Source organism: Cupriavidus phytohabitans, from assembly GCF_000426345.1.
In the GTDB taxonomy this organism is placed as follows: domain Bacteria; phylum Pseudomonadota; class Gammaproteobacteria; order Burkholderiales; family Burkholderiaceae; genus Cupriavidus.
Genome location: NZ_AUFE01000012.1, coordinates 103,968 through 120,871, shown reverse-complemented (window position 1 = coordinate 120,871; position 16,904 = coordinate 103,968). Strand labels below are relative to the sequence as shown.

Annotated in this window: 19 protein-coding genes and 1 tRNA gene; 6 read left to right on the top strand and 14 right to left on the bottom strand. The window is 68.2% G+C overall.

Translation table 11 applies throughout. The features are described 5' to 3' along the window. The first annotated feature begins 54 nt into the window (after positions 1-54). Together K309_RS0112040 and K309_RS36445 are read left to right on the top strand one after the other, a co-directional pair. A complete protein-coding gene (locus K309_RS0112040; protein ID WP_035877280.1) occupies positions 55-1,353 on the top strand; it encodes an MFS transporter in 1,299 nt (432 codons plus the stop codon). An 86-nt stretch (positions 1,354-1,439) separates the two neighbouring features. Next, positions 1,440-2,657, top strand: a complete 1,218-nt coding sequence (locus K309_RS36445; protein WP_051320427.1) for an MFS transporter — start codon at positions 1,440-1,442, stop codon at positions 2,655-2,657. 19 nt (positions 2,658-2,676) lie between these two features. On the opposite strand, the gene K309_RS0112030 is transcribed toward K309_RS36445, so the two are convergent. Then, a complete protein-coding gene (locus K309_RS0112030; protein ID WP_029046647.1) occupies positions 2,677-3,573 on the bottom strand; it encodes a DODA-type extradiol aromatic ring-opening family dioxygenase in 897 nt (298 codons plus the stop codon). A gap of 282 nt (positions 3,574-3,855) precedes the next feature. Between K309_RS0112030 and K309_RS0112025 the strand changes: the two genes are divergently transcribed. Both K309_RS0112025 and K309_RS0112020 read left to right on the top strand, forming a co-directional pair. After that, positions 3,856-4,185 (top strand): hypothetical protein, encoded by a 330-nt coding sequence (locus K309_RS0112025; protein WP_369796415.1) that lies wholly within the window; start codon positions 3,856-3,858, stop codon positions 4,183-4,185. A 167-nt stretch (positions 4,186-4,352) separates the two neighbouring features. Then, a complete protein-coding gene (locus K309_RS0112020; RefSeq protein WP_232232365.1) occupies positions 4,353-5,354 on the top strand; it encodes a hypothetical protein in 1,002 nt (333 codons plus the stop codon). Positions 5,355-5,363: 9 nt separating this feature from the next. Here K309_RS0112020 and K309_RS0112015 read toward each other — a convergent pair whose 3' ends face one another. Next, positions 5,364-5,720 carry a DUF2314 domain-containing protein gene (locus K309_RS0112015; protein WP_029046644.1) on the bottom strand — a complete coding sequence of 119 codons (357 nt, stop codon included), beginning with the start codon at positions 5,718-5,720 and terminating at the stop codon, positions 5,364-5,366. Between the two features lie 102 nt (positions 5,721-5,822). On the opposite strand from K309_RS0112015, the gene K309_RS0112010 reads away from it, so the two are divergent. After that, complete coding sequence (locus K309_RS0112010) at positions 5,823-6,449, top strand: DNA-3-methyladenine glycosylase I (RefSeq protein ID WP_029046643.1); 627 nt, start codon at positions 5,823-5,825, stop codon at positions 6,447-6,449. A gap of 375 nt (positions 6,450-6,824) precedes the next feature. Here K309_RS0112010 and K309_RS0112005 read toward each other — a convergent pair whose 3' ends face one another. Beyond that, the gene (locus K309_RS0112005) at positions 6,825-7,787 is read right to left on the bottom strand and encodes a cation diffusion facilitator family transporter (RefSeq protein ID WP_029046642.1); all 963 of its coding nucleotides are present in this window, start codon (positions 7,785-7,787) and stop codon (positions 6,825-6,827) included. 237 nt (positions 7,788-8,024) lie between these two features. Here K309_RS0112005 and K309_RS0112000 point away from each other — a divergent pair, with 237 nt between their 5' ends. Then, the gene (locus tag K309_RS0112000) at positions 8,025-8,276 is read left to right on the top strand and encodes a hypothetical protein (protein WP_029046641.1); all 252 of its coding nucleotides are present in this window, start codon (positions 8,025-8,027) and stop codon (positions 8,274-8,276) included. Positions 8,277-8,439: 163 nt separating this feature from the next. Here K309_RS0112000 and K309_RS0111995 read toward each other — a convergent pair. The 11 genes from K309_RS0111995 to soxC all read right to left on the bottom strand — a co-directional run bounded on the left by K309_RS0111995 (position 8,440) and on the right by soxC (position 16,887). Further along, a tRNA-Ala gene (locus K309_RS0111995) sits at positions 8,440-8,515 on the bottom strand. A 74-nt stretch (positions 8,516-8,589) separates the two neighbouring features. Continuing rightward, complete coding sequence (soxB, locus tag K309_RS0111990) at positions 8,590-10,311, bottom strand: thiosulfohydrolase SoxB (RefSeq protein WP_029046640.1); 1,722 nt, start codon at positions 10,309-10,311, stop codon at positions 8,590-8,592. Positions 10,312-10,368: 57 nt separating this feature from the next. After that, positions 10,369-10,863: a TlpA disulfide reductase family protein gene (locus K309_RS0111985; RefSeq protein WP_029046639.1), complete on the bottom strand. Its 495-nt coding sequence runs from the start codon at positions 10,861-10,863 to the stop codon at positions 10,369-10,371. 5 nt (positions 10,864-10,868) lie between these two features. Then, positions 10,869-11,531, bottom strand: coding sequence for a sulfur oxidation c-type cytochrome SoxX (gene soxX / locus K309_RS0111980; RefSeq protein WP_029046638.1), 663 nt, complete (start codon positions 11,529-11,531; stop codon positions 10,869-10,871). Positions 11,532-11,550: 19 nt separating this feature from the next. Beyond that, positions 11,551-12,378 (bottom strand): sulfur oxidation c-type cytochrome SoxA, encoded by an 828-nt coding sequence (gene soxA, locus K309_RS0111975; protein WP_029046637.1) that lies wholly within the window; start codon positions 12,376-12,378, stop codon positions 11,551-11,553. 76 nt (positions 12,379-12,454) lie between these two features. Then, a complete protein-coding gene (locus tag K309_RS0111970) occupies positions 12,455-12,919 on the bottom strand; it encodes a DsrE family protein (protein ID WP_029046636.1) in 465 nt (154 codons plus the stop codon). A 106-nt stretch (positions 12,920-13,025) separates the two neighbouring features. Beyond that, complete coding sequence (gene soxZ, locus K309_RS0111965; protein WP_029046635.1) at positions 13,026-13,337, bottom strand: thiosulfate oxidation carrier complex protein SoxZ; 312 nt, start codon at positions 13,335-13,337, stop codon at positions 13,026-13,028. Positions 13,338-13,396: 59 nt separating this feature from the next. Then, positions 13,397-13,852, bottom strand: a complete 456-nt coding sequence (soxY, locus tag K309_RS0111960; protein WP_029046634.1) for a thiosulfate oxidation carrier protein SoxY — start codon at positions 13,850-13,852, stop codon at positions 13,397-13,399. 211 nt (positions 13,853-14,063) lie between these two features. After that, positions 14,064-14,390 carry a c-type cytochrome gene (locus K309_RS0111955; RefSeq protein WP_029046633.1) on the bottom strand — a complete coding sequence of 109 codons (327 nt, stop codon included), beginning with the start codon at positions 14,388-14,390 and terminating at the stop codon, positions 14,064-14,066. A gap of 120 nt (positions 14,391-14,510) precedes the next feature. Next, positions 14,511-15,554, bottom strand: coding sequence for a c-type cytochrome (locus K309_RS0111950; RefSeq protein WP_029046632.1), 1,044 nt, complete (start codon positions 15,552-15,554; stop codon positions 14,511-14,513). Next, complete coding sequence (gene soxC / locus K309_RS0111945) at positions 15,538-16,887, bottom strand: sulfite dehydrogenase (protein ID WP_029046631.1); 1,350 nt, start codon at positions 16,885-16,887, stop codon at positions 15,538-15,540. Before soxC ends, K309_RS0111950 begins: the two co-directional genes overlap by 17 nt. Between the last annotated feature and the right edge of the window lie 17 nt (positions 16,888-16,904).

Here is a 16,904-nt window from a genome sequence, read left to right as displayed (position 1 = left end):
TGCCACTGGCCCCGCGCGCCGCCAGCCATGGCGACTCCCCCGCCGGGACCCGCCATGACAACGCTAGAAGCCAGCTCCGATCCGGACGCCGCCAGTACCGCTGATTCTTCCGCAGACGCCAGCCCGGCACGCGCCGGCCCCGCGCAGCCGGCCACGCCGCCACGCCGGCTGGTCTGGATCCTAGGCCTGACCGAAACCATCTCCTGGGGCACGCTGTTTTTCGCCTTCACCGTCTTCATCGAGCCGATGATCCGCGGCACTGGCTGGTCCAGGCCATTCCTCGCGGGCGGCTATTCGCTGGGCCTGCTGGTGTGGGCGATGTGCTCCTTCGCGGTAGGCCGGCTGCTGGACCGCGCGCCGGCGCGCAGGGTGATGGGCGCGGGTTCGGTGCTGGCCGGACTGGGGCTGCTGCTATGGGCGTGGTCGCCCTCCCCCGCGATGTTCCTGCTGATGTGGGTGCCGATCGGGCTGGCCATGTCCACCACGCTGTACGAGCCCGCCTTCGTGGTGCTGCGCCAGGCCTACGGCGACCAGTACCAGAAGCCGATCATGGTGGTCACGCTGATGGCCGGCTTCGCCAGCACGATCTTCGTGCCGCTGGCGCAATGGCTGGTGCTGCATGTCGGCTGGCGCCCCACGCTGGTTGGCTTCGCGCTGCTGAACCTGCTGGTCTGTGCGCCGCTGCACGCGCGCATGCGCTATGCCATGCATCCCACCTACACCGGCACGCCAACGGCCGGCGCCGACGCGGGCAGCGCCGGCATCGCGCGCACCACGCTGCGCCAGCCGGTGTTCTGGGCCGTGGTGCTGGCGTTCACCGCGACCGCGGTGGTGGCCTCGCTGCTGGGCGCGCACCTGATCCCGATGCTGACCGAGAAAGGCCTGCCGGTGTCGCAGCAACTGGTGGTGGCAGCGCTGATCGGCCCGGCCCAGGTCGTGGGCCGCATGCTGATGATGCGCGCGGCGGTGCGCCACCCGGTGCGGCTGTCGCTGCCGGTCTACCTGCTGATGAGCACGGGAGTGCTTTGTTTCGCGCTGGGCCACGGCGCCTGGCTGATGGTGGCCGCGGTGCTGTATGGCTGCGCCAACGGCGTCAATACGATGCTGCGAGCAATGGCCATGCCCGAACTGATCTCGCGCCACCACTACGCCACGCTGAACGGCCTGATGATGACGCCGGTGCTGCTGATGCAGGCCGCCGCGCCGTGGCTGGGCGCGCTGCTGTGGCGGGCCGCGGGCGGCTACTGGCTGATGCTGTGGGTCATGCTGGCGCTGGCACTGGCCGCGCTGCTGGCGTTCGGCTACGCGCTGCACCGGCGCGGGCTGCTGCGCCTGGCGGGTGCCGCGCCGTAGCGCTGCCAGGCCCCGGTCGCGCGGATGCACGACAATAAGGGCTTCTGCGGCCGGCACGACGGCGCCGGCCGCGCCCCTGCATCACCATGTCCGATCCCAGCTCGCCACCCGGCACCGCCCCGCTCGCCATTGCCCCTTCCACGCCGGGCGCGATCGCGCGCGCCACGCGCGGCACCATGGCGCTGTTCTTCGTCAACGGCGCCACCTTTGCCACCTGGGGCGTGCATATCCCCACCATCAAGGCGCGTTTCGGCCTGTCCGACGCGATGCTGTCGCTGGCGATGCTCGCGGTCGCCGGCGGCGCCCTGCTGGCAATGGGGCCGGTCGGGCGCTGGATCACGCGCGTCGGCAGCGCACGCGCGGCGACGGCCAGCGGCCTGGTGTTCGCGCTGGCCACGATGGCGATCCTCGCCATGCCGTCGTTCTGGTGGCTGCTTCCCGCGCTGTTGACGTTCGGCATGGCCAATGCCGGCTTCGACGTGGCCATGAACGCGCAGGCCGCCACGGTGGAGGCCAGCCGCCCGCGTCCGGTGATGTCGGCGCTGCATGGCATGTTCAGCCTCGGCGGCATGGCAGGCGCGGCCTTCGGCGGCCTGATGCTGGCGCTGGAGGTGGCGCCGCTGGCGCACGCGGCGATGATGGCGGGGGTGACCGCGCTGGCCGCGCTCGCGGCCATGCCCGGGCTGCTGCCCGACCACCCGGTGATGCCTGGCGCCGGGCACCATCGCGACCACGCGGTGCGCGCGCTGTGGCTGCTGGGCGTGCTGGCGTTCCTGGGACTGATCGGCGAAGGCGCAATGTATGACTGGACCAGCGTCTACATGCGCGATGTGACCGCCGCGCCGGCCGGCTGGATCAGCCTGGGGTATGCGGCTTTCTCCGGCGGCATGGCGTGCGGGCGCTTCGGCGGCGACCGCCTGCGCGCGCGCCTGGGCGATGGCGCCACGCTTGCCGGCAGCGCCTGGCTGGGCTTTGCCGGCATCGTGCTGGCGCTGGTGGTACCGCTGCCGCTGGCGGCGCTGGCGGGCTTCACGCTGATGGGACTGGGCGCGGCCAACATGGTGCCGATCTTCTTTGTGGCCGCGTCGCGGCTGCCTGGGGTGGCACCGGCCGAGGCGATTGCGCGCGTGGCCCGTTTCGCCTACCTGGGGCTGCTGCTGGGGCCGGTGCTGATCGGCGGCGTGGCACACCTGGCCGACCTGCGCGTGGGGCTGGCCGTGGTGGCGCTCACGATGGGCTGGATCGCGCTGGCCGGCGCGCGCTCGGCGCGGCGCTACCTGCCGCCGCGCAAGGATGGCCGCTGAGCCGCGGCGGGAGCAACACTCAGGCGGCCGCGCGCAGCGGCGGCGTGCCGGCGCCTATCCCCTCGAACACGAAGCTGTCCATCGCCAGCACGCCATAGGTGACTTCATCTGCCACCCTGGCCACCCGGGCCGCACTGCCCGCCGGCATACCCGCGCCTGCGGTGAGCGGCCCCAGCGCCGCGCCCAGTGCCACGTAGAACGGCAGCAGATGCTCGTCGGTCGGGTGCGCGCGGCGCGCGTACGGGGCCTGGGCGCGGTAGTCGGCAAGGCGGCGGGTGTCGCCGGTGGCCAGCGCCTCGTCCAGCGCGTCGTGCATCCAGCCGCGGAAGGCCTCGACATAGGGCTCGGCCTGCGGCCCATGCTGGTCGCGGCGGCCATCGCTGCCGAACACCTCCTGCAGGTTGTGCGTGAAGCTGCCCGAAGCCAGCACCAGCACGCCTTCCGCGCGCAGCGGCGCCAGGGCGCGGCCGATCTCGATCTGGACGGCGGGTGACAGGTAGGGATTCAGCGCCAGCTGCACCACCGGCACATCGGCGTCGGGGAAGAAGTGCCGCATCGGCATCCAGGCGCCGTGGTCGAGCGGGCGCTCGTCGTCCTCGCCGACAAACCCGGCGCCGGGAATGGCGGCGGCCTCGACCCGCGCCTTGACGCGCGCGGCCAGTTCCGGCGAACCCGGAGCATCGTAGCGCAGTGCGTACAGCTCGCGCGGAAAGCCGCCGAAGTCGTGCCAGGCTTCCTGCCGCTCGCGGCTGCCGACCGCCAGCGTGCTGTAGATCCAGTGCGCCGACACCACCAGCACCGCGCGCGGCGGTTGCGCGCGCAGGCGCTCGCCAAGTGCGTCGAAAGCCGCGCCGGTGGGGCCGGGGTCGATGGCCAGCATGGGCGAACCGTGCGAGATAAACAATGCGGGGAGCATGGCGTCGGGTCTCATTGATCTGCTCAGTGTCCTGTGGGCTTGCCATTGAGTTTGGCAAAGATCGGCTCCCGGCACGCCCCGCTTTTGCGCATCTTTCATGCAAAAAAACTGAACTGGCGTGCGCGGCGTGGGCTGGGCCACACTCCGCCGCGGGCGTGCCGGGACGCAGCCGGGCACCGCACCCTATGATGCAGCCGAGGGGCAAGTGCCGCGTCGGGCAAGCCCCGCGGCCAACGCATGACGCCGCCAGCACGCCACGCGTGCAGGATGGCCGGAGACTCCGTGGTACCGAACCCGCTGCGCCGCCCCGGGCGGCGCTTCCTTCTTCCCGCGCATTGGTGGCAGCCGGGCGTCTACGGCAGCGTGCCGGCGGTCGCGCTGTGGATCTCGGCCAGGCTGCCGGCGCAGTGGCTGTGGTCGCTCGCCGGCCAGCCGGATGCCGGTGAGTGGCTGAACCAGGCGGGCGATACGGTGTTTGTTGCCGGCTGGGCCGGCAGCGCGCTGATGCTGTGGCTGGGCCGCCACCGGCCCCCACCGCCTGCCAGCCCTGAAGCGGCCGACGAGAGCGATACTGCCGCGCAGCGCACGCCCCGCCGCCATCCGGCAGCCTGATCCAGGCTTTGCCGCCTGCGCGCCCGATTCAACGCCTCGGCTAACCGATCTGAAAACTTTTGCGCATCGTTCCCACGCCCACCCGCATGGATAGAATTGCGTCGGACGGCTGCCGCCTCGCGGCGCGCCACGTGAGCCGTGTAAGCCGTGAGCAAGGGGGAACACCCATGTCCGTACGCCTGCCGACTGCCCGGCTTCGCGCCAGCCTGCGCCGCGCTGTCCGCTGGCGCGCCGCTGTAGCGGCGCTTGGCTTGCTGGCCGCGGGAACCGCGCACGGGCAGGCCGGCAACGGGCTGCAGCTGGTCGGGGCCAACGTGCAGCGGCACGCCAATGCCGTCCTGTCGCTGATGGCGTATTCGGTGGTGCCCGACCTGACTTCCAGCTCGCTGTCGATCAACAACGCCAGCACCGACGACCCCGGCATCGTCATGTCGCAGCTGGGCGGGGGCTTCACCATCAGCAAGTCGTTCCCGCTCTACCTGGAAGGCGCGATCGCCTACAGCCGCTACGATCCCACCTTCATTGCCAGCAACGGCACCGAATCGCGCTCCATCCCGACCCGCTGGAACACGTTCTCCGGCACCATCGGCATCGGCTGGGATTTCCCGATCACCGCCAACAAGGAACTGGTATTCAGGCCGATCTTCAATGCCTCGCTTGGCAATGTGTCCAGTGACCTGTCGATCGGCAAGTTTGCGCTCGAGCAGGTTACCGACCGCAACATCGACTTCCTGGACGGCGGCAGCCTGAACGCCTATGGCCTGGGCGGCGCGGTGATGCTGGACTGGGAGCACTACCGCGAAACCTATGAGGTCGACGTCGAGTTGCGCTACACCAACATCCACCTGCAGAGCTTCGGCGGCACGGCCAGCTCGGTCACCGGCACGGCGACGGCGCAGACCGCCAACCTGTGGGCCCGCTGGCGGGCGCCGACCGGACTGCGCGCGCTCGACCGGCCGGTGCGCTACGTGCTCGAGCTGTCACACTCGCAGTACCTCGGCAGCCAGGCGGGCATCCTTGGCTTCAACCATCTGACCACGCTCGGCACCGGGCTGGAACTCGATACCAGCGCGCATGAAGTGTTCGTGACGCGCATCAGGGCCGTGGTGCGCTATGTATTCGGCAACAACGTGTCCGGGGTGTCGCTCGGGCTGGCCGCCAGCTTTTAGGAATCGCGCCTACGACTCGTCCTGTCCTTCCCGGAAGATATTGATCACATGCCTTGCCTCGAAGCACATTGGCATGCCGGGGTTCATCTCGTCGGTGCAGTAGGGCTGGTTATCGAGTTCGCCGGTGTAGAGGCTGCCTTGGCGCCCGGTCACGCTGACCCACATCCGCTCGACATGGATCTCCTCGCGGCCGGTTTCGTCCCCGACCCGGATGCGGAAGATCAGCTTGGCTTGCTGGCCGGGAAGCAAGGCCTCGCGTTCGTCGCGCGGCGGCATCCAGAAGGTGTCGGGGTGGGCGGCCGCGATGGGCTCGGCGTCGTCCAGCTCCCATCCGTCTTCGTCGATTGTTGCCAGTTGCATGTCCATTTCCAGCCTTCCGCAATTGATCGGGTGCGGGCATGATCGCAGCAAATGGCCCGGATGGCGACAGGCTGGCCGGCGCCGGGACTCTCAACGGGAATCTTGACTATGACAAGCAGGAAGGACGCACCGGATGCGCCGGTGCGCTGCGGCTGGTGCGGCACGCTCGAAGATTACTGCCACTACCACGACAATGAATGGGGGTTTCCGGTCGCGGATGACCGGCGCCTGTTCGAGAAGCTGTGCCTGGAAGGCTTCCAGTCAGGGCTGAGCTGGCTCACCATCCTGCGCAAGCGCGAGGCCTTCCGCAAGGCCTTTGCCAATTTCGATATCGACAAGGTGGCGCGCTTCGGTGAGCGCGACATCCAGCGCCTGCTGGGCGACGCCGGTATCGTGCGCCACCGCGGCAAGATCGAAGCCGCCATCAACAATGCGCGGCGGGCGCGCGAACTGCTGGAGACCGAGTCGTCGCTGGCCGCCTATTTCTGGCGCTTCGAGCCAGATCCCGACAGCCGGCCCAAGGTGCTGACGCCGGAAGTGCTGCGCACCATGGCGACCTCGCCGGAATCGACTGCTTTGTCCAAGGATCTGAAGAAGCGCGGCTGGCGCTTTGTCGGCCCGACCACCATGTACGCGCTGATGCAGGCGATGGGGCTGGTCAACGACCATCAGGAAGGCTGTGCGACGCGCGCGGAGGTGATGCGCGCCCGCAAGGCGTTCAAGGTGCCGTGTTAACGCGGGGACGGCAGGACGGGCAGGACGTATACGCGGCCAATGCAGTTCGTGGCCGGTATACGTTCTGAGCAACTACAGTCTCTATGTCTTTTGTATTGTTTACGTATGTAAACATAGTAGTAGTAGGTAAACCGCCCGCGGCACGGTGGATAAGTCACCTTTTCGCTTCTGGCTCAGGGACTTGCAGCAAAGATAACCGGCGCAGGACATCCCCGCTTTCCCGGGATAGCTGAAGGCCGACGTATACGTGGCCGGCAATGAAGCCAGAGTTGTCCCGGTGTTTTCCGTATACATCCCACAGCACACCCCCAGGCAGGGCACAGCTTGTCCTGCAGGTTATCCCCAGTCGCAGGCCAAGATGTCCACACCCGCCGCTCACCGGGCTGCTGCCGGCACAGCGCTGACGTATACGGGGTCGACGTGTGTCATCACGTTAAGCACGTGATGGTGTTCGAGCGCGCGGCGCCGTGCCTCGACGGCGATCGCATGGCCTTGCCTCACCGTGAGCGTGCCGTCGATCTCCAGGTGCACATCCACCAGCACCTGGTCGCCCATCTTGCGCGTGCGCAGGTCATGCAGGCCGCGCACGCCGGGCGTAGCCAGCAAGGTCGCGCGGATCGCGGCGACGGTTTCCTCGTCGGCGGCGCGGTCCACCAGGTCGCTGAGCGCGTCCCAGCCGAAGCGCAGGCCCATGCGCGCGACCATCAGCCCCACCACGATGGCCGCCACCGGATCCAGCATGTGGTAGCCCATCAAGTTGCCGCCGATGCCCAGCGCGACCACCAGCGAGGACGCCGCATCCGAGCGCGCATGCCAGGCGTTGGCCGCGAGCATGCCGGAGCGCACGCGCCGCGCCACCGCAAGCAGGTAGCGGAACAGCAGTTCCTTGAACAACAGCGTTGACAGCGCTACCCACAGGGCCACCGGCTGCACCGGCTGGGCGCCGGACGGATGCTGCAGCTTGCCCACCGCCGCCCACAGCATGCCCGCGCCCACCGCCAGCAGCAGCCCGCCAAGCGCCAGCGAGGCCGCAGTCTCAAAGCGCTGGTGGCCGTACTGGTGATCGGTGTCGGCATCCTTGCGGCTCTGCCAGGCAGCCAGCAGCACCACGAAGTCGGAGAGCAGGTCGGACAGTGAATGCGCCGCGTCGGCCAGCAACGCCTGCGAGCCGGCCATCACGCCCGCCACGGCCTGCGCTGCGGTCAGGACGATGTTGACCGCCACGCTGACCAGCGTGCTGCGCCGGCCAGCCTGGTGGCGGGCGTCGGCTTCGGCGGCGGTATCACCGGGTCCGTCCGAAAAGCCTGCGGCCTCGTCTTGCATGGGGTCGGGTCGCATGCCGTCAGCCTCCCACTCCGGCGCACGGGGCGTCAACGCGTTCTTCGGATTCCGGTTCCATCGCGCGACTATAGCCCAGGATGAGACGGCGGCACCACCCGCCGCCGCTGGCAGTAATAGAGGCGCGGCGCACGGCCGCCATCGTGCCGATTTCGTAACAGCGCTGGCGAAGTTCATCCGACGCCCTTACCGTAAAGGATGACTGGCTTGCCGGTCACTGCAAGGAGGACCCACACGATGGCGATTCGGTCACTTGCCTCGCACAGCACCTCGCAACTGCGCCGCCTGATCGGCCAGATGCAGGCAGAAGTCGACGCACTGGAGCAACTGGCAACGCCGGATGCCGATGCGCAAACCCGGCTCGGCTATGCCACGGCGCGCCTGCGCGACGGCATCGAGGCCGTGGAAGACGCGCTGCAGTCGCTGCGAGCGCTGCAACAGGTACGCCCGTCCGCCATGAAGGCGCGGCGGCCGACGCGGGTGGCCTGACATGGCCGGCGGACGCACGGGGTGCGGACAAGACACAGCGCTACCGTAAGGCGCCTCGCTACCGCACACCGCAACATTGCACCCTGAAAACCACAAAGCCCCGGAAAGTTTGCCTTTCCGGGGCTTTGTGAAGCGCTTGAAACAGCGTTTGAAACGCCAGATCTGGTGGACCGAAGGAGGATCGAACTCCCGACCTCTGCATTGCGAACGCAGCGCTCTCCCAGCTGAGCTATCGGCCCGTCGCGGAGGATTGTAGCCTACTTCGGCAGCGGCCTTCAATCCTCCCCGGCTGGCATGAGGATGCTGCACAACATCAGGCAGCGATGCCAGGGTTGCCGTCCATCCCACGCACTTTGGGCTGGTTCAGCGGCCGCGCCGTAACCTCCTTCGTGCTGCGCAGCCACTGCGCCATCACGTCCCAGACCGGCGCCCCGCCGGCCTCCCGCGCTTCTTCCGCCACCGGCGCCCAGCCCGCCACCTTGTAGGTCTTGCCTGCCTCCAGCGGCTTGCCCGCGAGGCGCATGTCGGTGATGCGCTTGCCCATGCCGGCGGTGGGATCGATGGTGTACTGCAGGCCGCCGACGCGCACCATGTCGCCGCCCTGCTGGTAGTACGGGTCGGGGTTGAACAGGTTGTCGGCCACGTCTTCGAGGATGGTCTTGATGGTCTCGCCGCTCATTGCCGTCACGGTCGTGTACGGGTAGGTGATGGCGGTCTGGTCCATCAGGTGTTCCATGGTGATGGCCTGGCCAGGCAGCAGCGTGGTGCCCCAGCGGAAGCCGGGCGAGAAGGCGATCTGCGCGCCCTGCACCTGCATCAGGCCGTCCAGGATCAGCTGGTCGAAGGTGCCGTTGAAGTTGCCGCGGCGGTACAGCAGGCCGCGGTTGACGGCGAGGACTTCGCCGAGCTTCTGTTCGTACGGTGCCCGTACCTTCCTGATGAGCGAGTCCATGGCCGGATCGGCCGGCAGGTAATTGGCGAAGACCGGCAGCAGCCGGTAGCGGAAATCTGCCACCTTGCCGCCCCTCACATCGAAATCCAGCACCCCCAGGAACTTGCCGTTGGAGCCGGCATTGGTCACCAGCGTGGTGCCGCCGGCGTTCTTCACCGCCACCGGCGCCGGCACGCCATCATGGGTGTGGCCGCCGAGGATGGCGTCGAGCCCGCGCACGCGCGAGGCCAGCTTCAGGTCGACGTCCATGCCGTTGTGCGACAGCAGCACCACCGCCTGCGCGCCCTTGCCGCGCGCCGCGTCGATGACCTGCTGCAGGTTTTCCTCCTGGATGCCGAAGGTCCAGTCCGGCACGAAGTAGCGCGGGTTCGCGATCGGCGTGTAGGGGAAGGCCTGGCCGATGATGGCCACCGGTACGCCGTTGATCTCGCGGATCACGTACGGATCGAACACCGGGTCGCCGAAATCGTTGGTCTTGATGTTCTGCGCCAGGAAGGCGATCTTGCCCTTGAAGTCCTTGTCGACGATTTCCCTGACACGGTCCGCGCCGAGCGTCATTTCCCAGTGCGGCGTCATCACGTCGACGCCGAGCGCCAGCGCCGCATCGACCATGTCCTGCCCCTTGGTCCAGAGTGCCGTGGCCGAGCCCTGCCAGGTATCGCCGCCATCGAGCAGCAGCGCGCCCGGCCGGCCCGCCTTGAGCCGCTTGACCAGCGTGGCGAGGTGCGCAAACCCGCCGACCTTGCCGTAGCGGCGCGCGGCCTCGCTGAAATCGAGATAGGTCAAGGCATGTGCCTGCGGCGTGCCGGGGCGGATGCCATAGTGGCGCAGCAACGCGTCGCCGATCAGGTGCGGCGGCTTGCCGGCGTAGTCGCCGATGCCGAGGTTGACGTTGGGTTCGCGGAAATACACCGGCCGCAGCTGCGCGTGGCAGTCGGTGAAATGCAGCAGGTGGACGTTGCCGAAGCGCGGCAGGTCGTACATCGACCCGGCGGCCTGCGCCGCGTGCGCGTCCTGATGGGGGAAAGTCATGCCGCCGGCGCCGGCGATGGCCAGCACCTGCAGGAACTCGCGTCGGTTCATGTCTCTTCCTGTGGATAAGTGTGTGCCGGTGCGCGCCTGGCGTCCGGCATCGCATGGCTATGGCTTCGCGTAACGCTCCAGCGCGGCCACGTCGTCTTCGAGCATCTCGCCCACTTCCTTCTGCACCACGCGCCCGCGCGCGTCGATCACGTACAGCTCGGGCAGGCCCTTGCGCTTGCCGAACACCGCCTGCAGCGCGGCCGAATCCATCGTCGCCGGGAAGGTATAGCCGCGCTTCTTCATGTAATCGGCGGCTTCGCGCGGCTCCTTGTCGATGCTGATGGCCAGCACCTGCAGCGGCGTGCCGCGCGTGCGCTCGTACAGCTTCTGCAGGCGCGGGTTCTGCATCGCGCAGAACGGGCACCACGAGGCCCAGTATTCGACGACCAGCGGCTTGCCGGCCAGTGTGGCGGCGCGCAACGTGCGGCCGTCGAGTGTCTGCATGTCGGGCAGGCGCACGCTGTCACCCACTTCGAGGGCGACAGCGCTGCCGGCGGCGCCGGCCAGGCCAGCGGCCAGCAGCCAGCGCAGCAGGACGGCACACGCGCGCATCGAGCTTACTGGTTGACCGGCGAGGCCGGGTCGAGCAGCAGCGCCATCACGTCGCGGATCTGGGCCTCGGTCAGGATGCCCTTGTGGCCGAAGCGCGGCATGTTGGAGCAGGCGGAATAGGCGTTCGAATCCCAGATCTTGCCCCAGGTGTACTTGACCACTTCCTGCGAGTTGCCGCGCAGCTTGCCGTACTGGTACAGCGACGGGCCGATATTGCCGAACGAGATCTCGGCCTTGGTCATCTGGTGGCAGGCGTAGCAGTTGCCGCCGTTGGTGCCGCCGACCTGGTCGGTGAACTGCATGCCGCGGCCGTTCTGGGCGACCTTCTCGCCTTCCTTCCAGTCGCCGAGCCAGTTGCTGTCGGCGGGATATTTCACCTGCTTGAGCTCGGCGGCCTCGATCTTCTTCGCCACCTTGCCCGGCACCTTGCTGCGGTCCGGGTACTGGCTGCAGGCCTGCTGCATGGCGTCCTGGTTCAGCACGCCCTCCACGGTGGCCGGCCCCCTGGACGAGAACGAATCCTCGATCAGGTGCTTCATGTCGGCGTTGCTGACGGTGACGGGCTTACCCTTGGCGGGGCGGGCCTTCGCATTGTCCTGCGCGTACGCGCCGGTTGCCAGCAGGGTGGCCAGGGCCGCGACGGCCAGTGCCTTGGTGTGTCGTTGCATGTTGTCTCTCCCGTACTGGTCAGCGCTTCATCGCCGGGCCATCGTAGGTGCCGCCATTGGCGTTCTTGGCCAGGAACATGGTCAGCGCGGTGATCACGTCCGAGCCATAGGCGGGTTCGGGAAAGCGTTGCTGGCGCAGGCAGTCGTACAGGCGATGCTGCATCGAGCGGACCTCGCCCTGCGACACGCGGTAGGCCGGCCAGGTGGTGTAGGCAGCCTGCGCGCCCTTGTCGGTCAGCAGGTTGGGCAGGTCCTGCAGGCGGATGCGCTGGCCGTCGACCGCATGGCAGGTGGCGCAGGCAAAGTCATAGGCGCCGCCGCGGTAGAAGAACATCTTCTGGCCGAGGGCGTAGGTGCGCTTCTCTTCCGGGTGGTTGAGCTGCACGTTCATTTTCACGCCGCGCGATTCGCCGGTCAGGTAGGCGACCAGGCGTTCGATATCGGACGGCTTGCCCGAGGCCGAGAACGGGTTCCTGGTCGCTTCTTCTTTCGTGAGGCCCTGCAGCGTCACGCGGCACCAGGCCAGCCGCTGCTCCAGGTCCATCACCTTGTTGGCGTCCTTGAAGTAGCGCGGCAGCTCGGCGTAAGCGCCCTTGGTCACGCCCGGGCCCTTGCCCAGGTCGCATTGCTCGAGCGAGGCGTTTTTCGGGCCGGCCGGCTTTTTCCACAGCTCTTCACCGGCGGCTTCCCACAGCTCGGCGGGATTGCCTTCGGCCAGCATCTGCCGGTACTTGGCGATTTCGTCGGCGGTGCTGCCCTGCGCGTGCACGGCGGCAGCGCCTGCGGCCGCCGCGGTGGCGGCCAGGGCCAGCGCAGCGCGCCGGGCCAGGCTTCGGATCGGTTTCATGGGGCTTCTCCTCGCGGCCGCGCCTCGGGACGGGCCGTTCTTCTCTTGTCTTGCCTTCAGGCACCGCCAGCCCGGCTCAGGGCTTGATATAGGCGTAACCTTCCTCGGCCTGCAGGCGGGCGATCTCGACCACACCGGCCTGTACTACTTTTGCTTCCATCAACAGCTGCGATTCAGTAATCCTGCGTGCGGTCAGCGTATTGCGGCACACGCGGAACTCCACGCCTTCGGCGGCCAGCGCGCCCACCGGGCTCTCGAAGCTGTTGCCGCGCGCATCCTTTGCGCCTTCGAGCAGGAAATCGATGCCGTAGCCGAACGCGACCACCACGATCCTGGTGCCGGGGGCGCCATTCAGGTGGTTGCGCAGATTGCCCATCGCGCGCACCGCCTGGTCGATGCCTTCCGACAGCTGGTACACCACCTTCACGCGCCCGCCCTTGCCGGCACCGGCCGGCGTCGACTGGCCGGATTGTGCAGAGGCCTTTGCCGCCAGGCCGATGGCTGCCAGGGCCGCCGATGCTCGAATAAATGCTCGCCGCATAATGCTCCTTCCGGCCGGGTCCGTCCCGGCATTTCGCCCCGAACCTTAGCAGAGGACGGCGCGGCGTGCCGGCAACATGTCGGGCAACGGCCGGGATCGCGCGGCCTCAGGCGATGGTCGCTTCGTCGGTGCGCTTGTCGCCCTTGTTGTCGACCCAGGTCACGGCGACCTTGTCGCCCTTGGCGCCGACCTTGAACTTGAAATTCAGGAACGGGTCCTTGGACACCGCCGGGCCGAACTGGGCGCGGAACACTTCCTTGCCCTTGCACTGGGCGGTCACGGTCTGGATATGCCAGGCCGGGATGACCTTGCCGGACGCATCCTTGCGCTGGCCGGTCTCCATGTCGTGCTTCATCAGGATCTTTACATCAACCACGCCGCCGTTCTCGGTGGCGCGTACGCGCATCGGGTCTGCCATGTGTTTCTCCGGTTGCAGTTGGCGGAAATCTCGGTAATGGGGGTGAGGGCGTGCCGGCGTCAGCCGCCGCAGCCGCCCAGCGTGACCTTGATTTCCTTCGATGCCACGTACCACTTGCCGCCGGCCTTGACCGCGGCGTGCACCACCGAGGTCTGGCCCATCTTCACGCGCGTGGAGACGAACGGCTCGGTGCCGGCCGGGATGATGAAGTCGGCGGCCAGGGTATTGGGGTTCTTTTCCACCAGGATCGCGATCTGCTCGGTATCCGGGATGGTGCTGGTCACGGCCACCGGCACCACGGCGCCGTTCTCGGCGATGTCGGGGGCGTTGAAGGTGATGGCGGTGCTTTTCTCGGTGCCGCTGCCGCCGAGCGCCTTGATCACGTCGGCAACGCTCTTGCCGTCAAAGGCGGTCTTGTTCCACCCGGCCGCCTGCGCTTCGCTGATCAGGCCGGTTGCGGCCATCAGGGACAGGACAGCGGTGACCCGCAGCACTTCTCGTCGTTTGGAATTCATGTCTTTGCTCTCCGGCTACTCCGTCCCAATCGGTTTGCGTGACCGCTTTGGCGGTACTCGTTGGTGTGTCTGTCCAGCTTGTGCCCTGCTTGTACTGCGTGTGTCCTGCTCGCGGCCGGTACATTGCCGGCCGCTGGATCTGTCCAGGTCGGGTCGGCTTGCGCCGTCCGGCCCGTTGCATCGGTGGACTGCCCCTTCGGGCGGTCAGGCTTTACTTGGCGGGCGCGCCTGCGAGCACCCACTCGACCACGGTCTTCAGCTCGGCGTCGCTGATGGCGGCGTTGGCCGGCATCGGCACCGGGCCCCAGACGCCCGAACCACCGCTCTTGACCTTCTTGCTCAGGGTCGCCAGGGCGTTCTTGTCGCCCTTGTACTTGGTGGCGACTTCCTTGTAGGAAGGACCGACCAGCTTCTTGTCGACCTGGTGGCAACCCATGCAGGCGTTCTTGTTGGCGATCTCCTGTGCCTTGGCGGCATCGACCGCGTGGGCCGATGCGGCGGCGCCCAGCATCAGCGCTGCGATGACAAACTGCTTCATTGTTAAGCTCTCCAAGCTCTGTAAAGCCGTGGGGACGGCAAAGGCCGCTCGGCACGTACTGCAAACGGCTTCGCGGCATACACCGGCCGCCGCCTCGGGGGCACTGCGGCGGCCAGCCCGCTATTTTGCCTCAAGAATCCACCCCACCATGGCATGGACGTCCGAATCGGGAATCTGCGGCTGCGGCGGCATCGGCACGCTGCCCCAGGCGCCCTGCCCGCCTGCCTTGACCTTCCTGGCCAGCGCGGCGTGCGCGTCCTGGCCCTTGTACTTGCCGGCGATGTCCGCGAACGAAGGGCCGACCAGCTTCCTGTCCATCGCGTGGCAGGCCACGCACTGGTACTGGCTGGCCAGCCTGGCGCCGGCCGGCGCGGGCAATGAAGCGTCTGATGCCGCACTCGCAGGCGCCGTCGAGCTTGCTGCCACGCCAACGCCGCGTACCGGGCCAAAGGCGCGCTGCTGCTGCGCCAGGTCGCCGTGCGCGCCGCGGGCATGGTCAGGCATCGCCGAGGCGATCGAAACCTGCCCCGAGCAGTCCTTCATGCAGGCGGTATTGCGCGTGTCCGGGCGGCCGCGGCCGGGCCACAGGCCGTGGTTTGTGGTCATGCCGTCGCGGTTGGGCATGTGCGCCTGCACCCTGGCGATGTTGGCGTCCGACAGCGTGAAGTCGGCCGGCACGATTTCGCCCAGGTGCAGCATGTAGGCGGTGACGGCATAGACCTCGTCGACGGACAGGCTCTTGGGCGCATTCCACGGCATGGCGCGGTGGATGTAGTCCCACAGCGTACTGACCGTGCTGACCTTCATCAGCGTGGTGCGATACGGCTGGTTGCCAGTCATGGCGGCGACGCGGCCGCGCCGGATGTCCTCGGCCGTAGTGCCGCCTACGAGTGGCGTGAAGACCTCGTTGGACTCGCCGAAATCGCCGTGGCAGGACGCGCACTTGCCGTCCCAGACCTTCTGCCCTTGCGCCACGGTGCCGCTGCCCTTGGGCAGGCCCTTGAAATCCGGGCGCACGTCGATATCCCAGGCGGCCACTTCGGCCGGGGTGGCGGTGCGGCCAATTGCCGCACGAGCGTCGGCCGTGGCGGCGGCCCAGCATGGCGCCACGCAGGCGGCAGCCAGCGCCAGCATGGCGGCGCAGCGTTCAGCCCACGTGGACATTGGACACCTCCCCGCCCGCTGCCACCTGCCAGCTCTGGATCGCGTTGTTGTGATAGATCGAGCGCGTGCCGCGCACGGCGCGCAACTGGGCCATCTTCGGCTGCACGTAGCCGGTCTCGTCGATGGCGCGGCTCTGCAGGATCGCGGGACCGCCGTCCCAGACCCAGTCCAGGTTGAAGCGCGTCAGGCACTTCGACAGCACCGGCGATTCCAGCCGCGCGGTGCGCCAGTTGCGGCCGCCGTCGGCCGAGACATCGACCCGCGTAATGCGCCCGCGCCCCGACCATGCCAGCCCGCTGATGTTGTAGAACCCCTTGCCCACCAGCTGCTGGCCGCCCGACGGCGTGGTGATCACTGACTTGCACTCCTGGATCGAGGTGTACTGGCGCAGCTTGCCGTCCGGCATCATGTCCACGTAATGGATGGTCTCGTCCTTGGCGTTCCACGGCCGGTCGCCGAGTTCAAGCCGGCGCAGCCACTTGACCCACGACACGCCCTGCACGCCCGGCACGACCAGCCGAAGCGGGTAGCCGTTCTCGGGGCGCAGCATCTCGCCGTTCATGCCCCAGGCGACGATGATCTCGTCGGCCAGCTCCATCGGGATGGTGCGGGTCATCGACGAGCCGTCGCCGCCCTCTGCCAGCAGGTAGCGGCCGCGGCGCAGGTCGGCGCCGGCATCATCCAGCAGTACCCTGAGCGGCACGCCGGTGAACTCGCAGCACGACAGCATGCCGTGCGAGTACTGCACCGTCGGCACGGCGACGTTGCCCCACTCCATGCCCGTATTGGCGCCGCACTCGATGAAATGCATGCGCGATACCGCCGGCAGGCGCATCAGGTCGTCCATGGTGTAGACGCGCGGCGCGCGCACCAGGCCGTTGATCATCAGGCGGTGGCGGGCCGGGTCGATATCGTGCCAGCCCTGGTGGTGGCGCTCGAAATGCAGGCCGTTGGGGGTGATGATGCCGAAGAAACCCTGCAGCGGCGCGAACGCGACCGACGCCGCCGCTACGCGCGTCAGGCCCGGCGACTCGCGCCGGGTCAGGTTTTTCTCATGGACCGAGGGCTGGCCATAGGGCCGGGCCGCGACCGACTGGCCGAGCGAAGTGGCCCAGGGCTGGGGCTCCAGGATGGCGGGATCGCCGTCCGCCGCCAGCGCGTGCCGGCCGGCCGTGGCGGCGGTGATGCCTGCCGCGGCGCCGAGGAAGCTCTTGCGCAGGAAATCCCGCCGCGGCGCGTCCAGGCCGTGCCGGCCGATGTCCTGCTGCAGCGATGCGCTGACGAAGTGCTCGGGCGCGGGCACGATGCGCCCGGGCCGGTTCCGTTCCTGCAATGCCGTCTCCTCCGGCA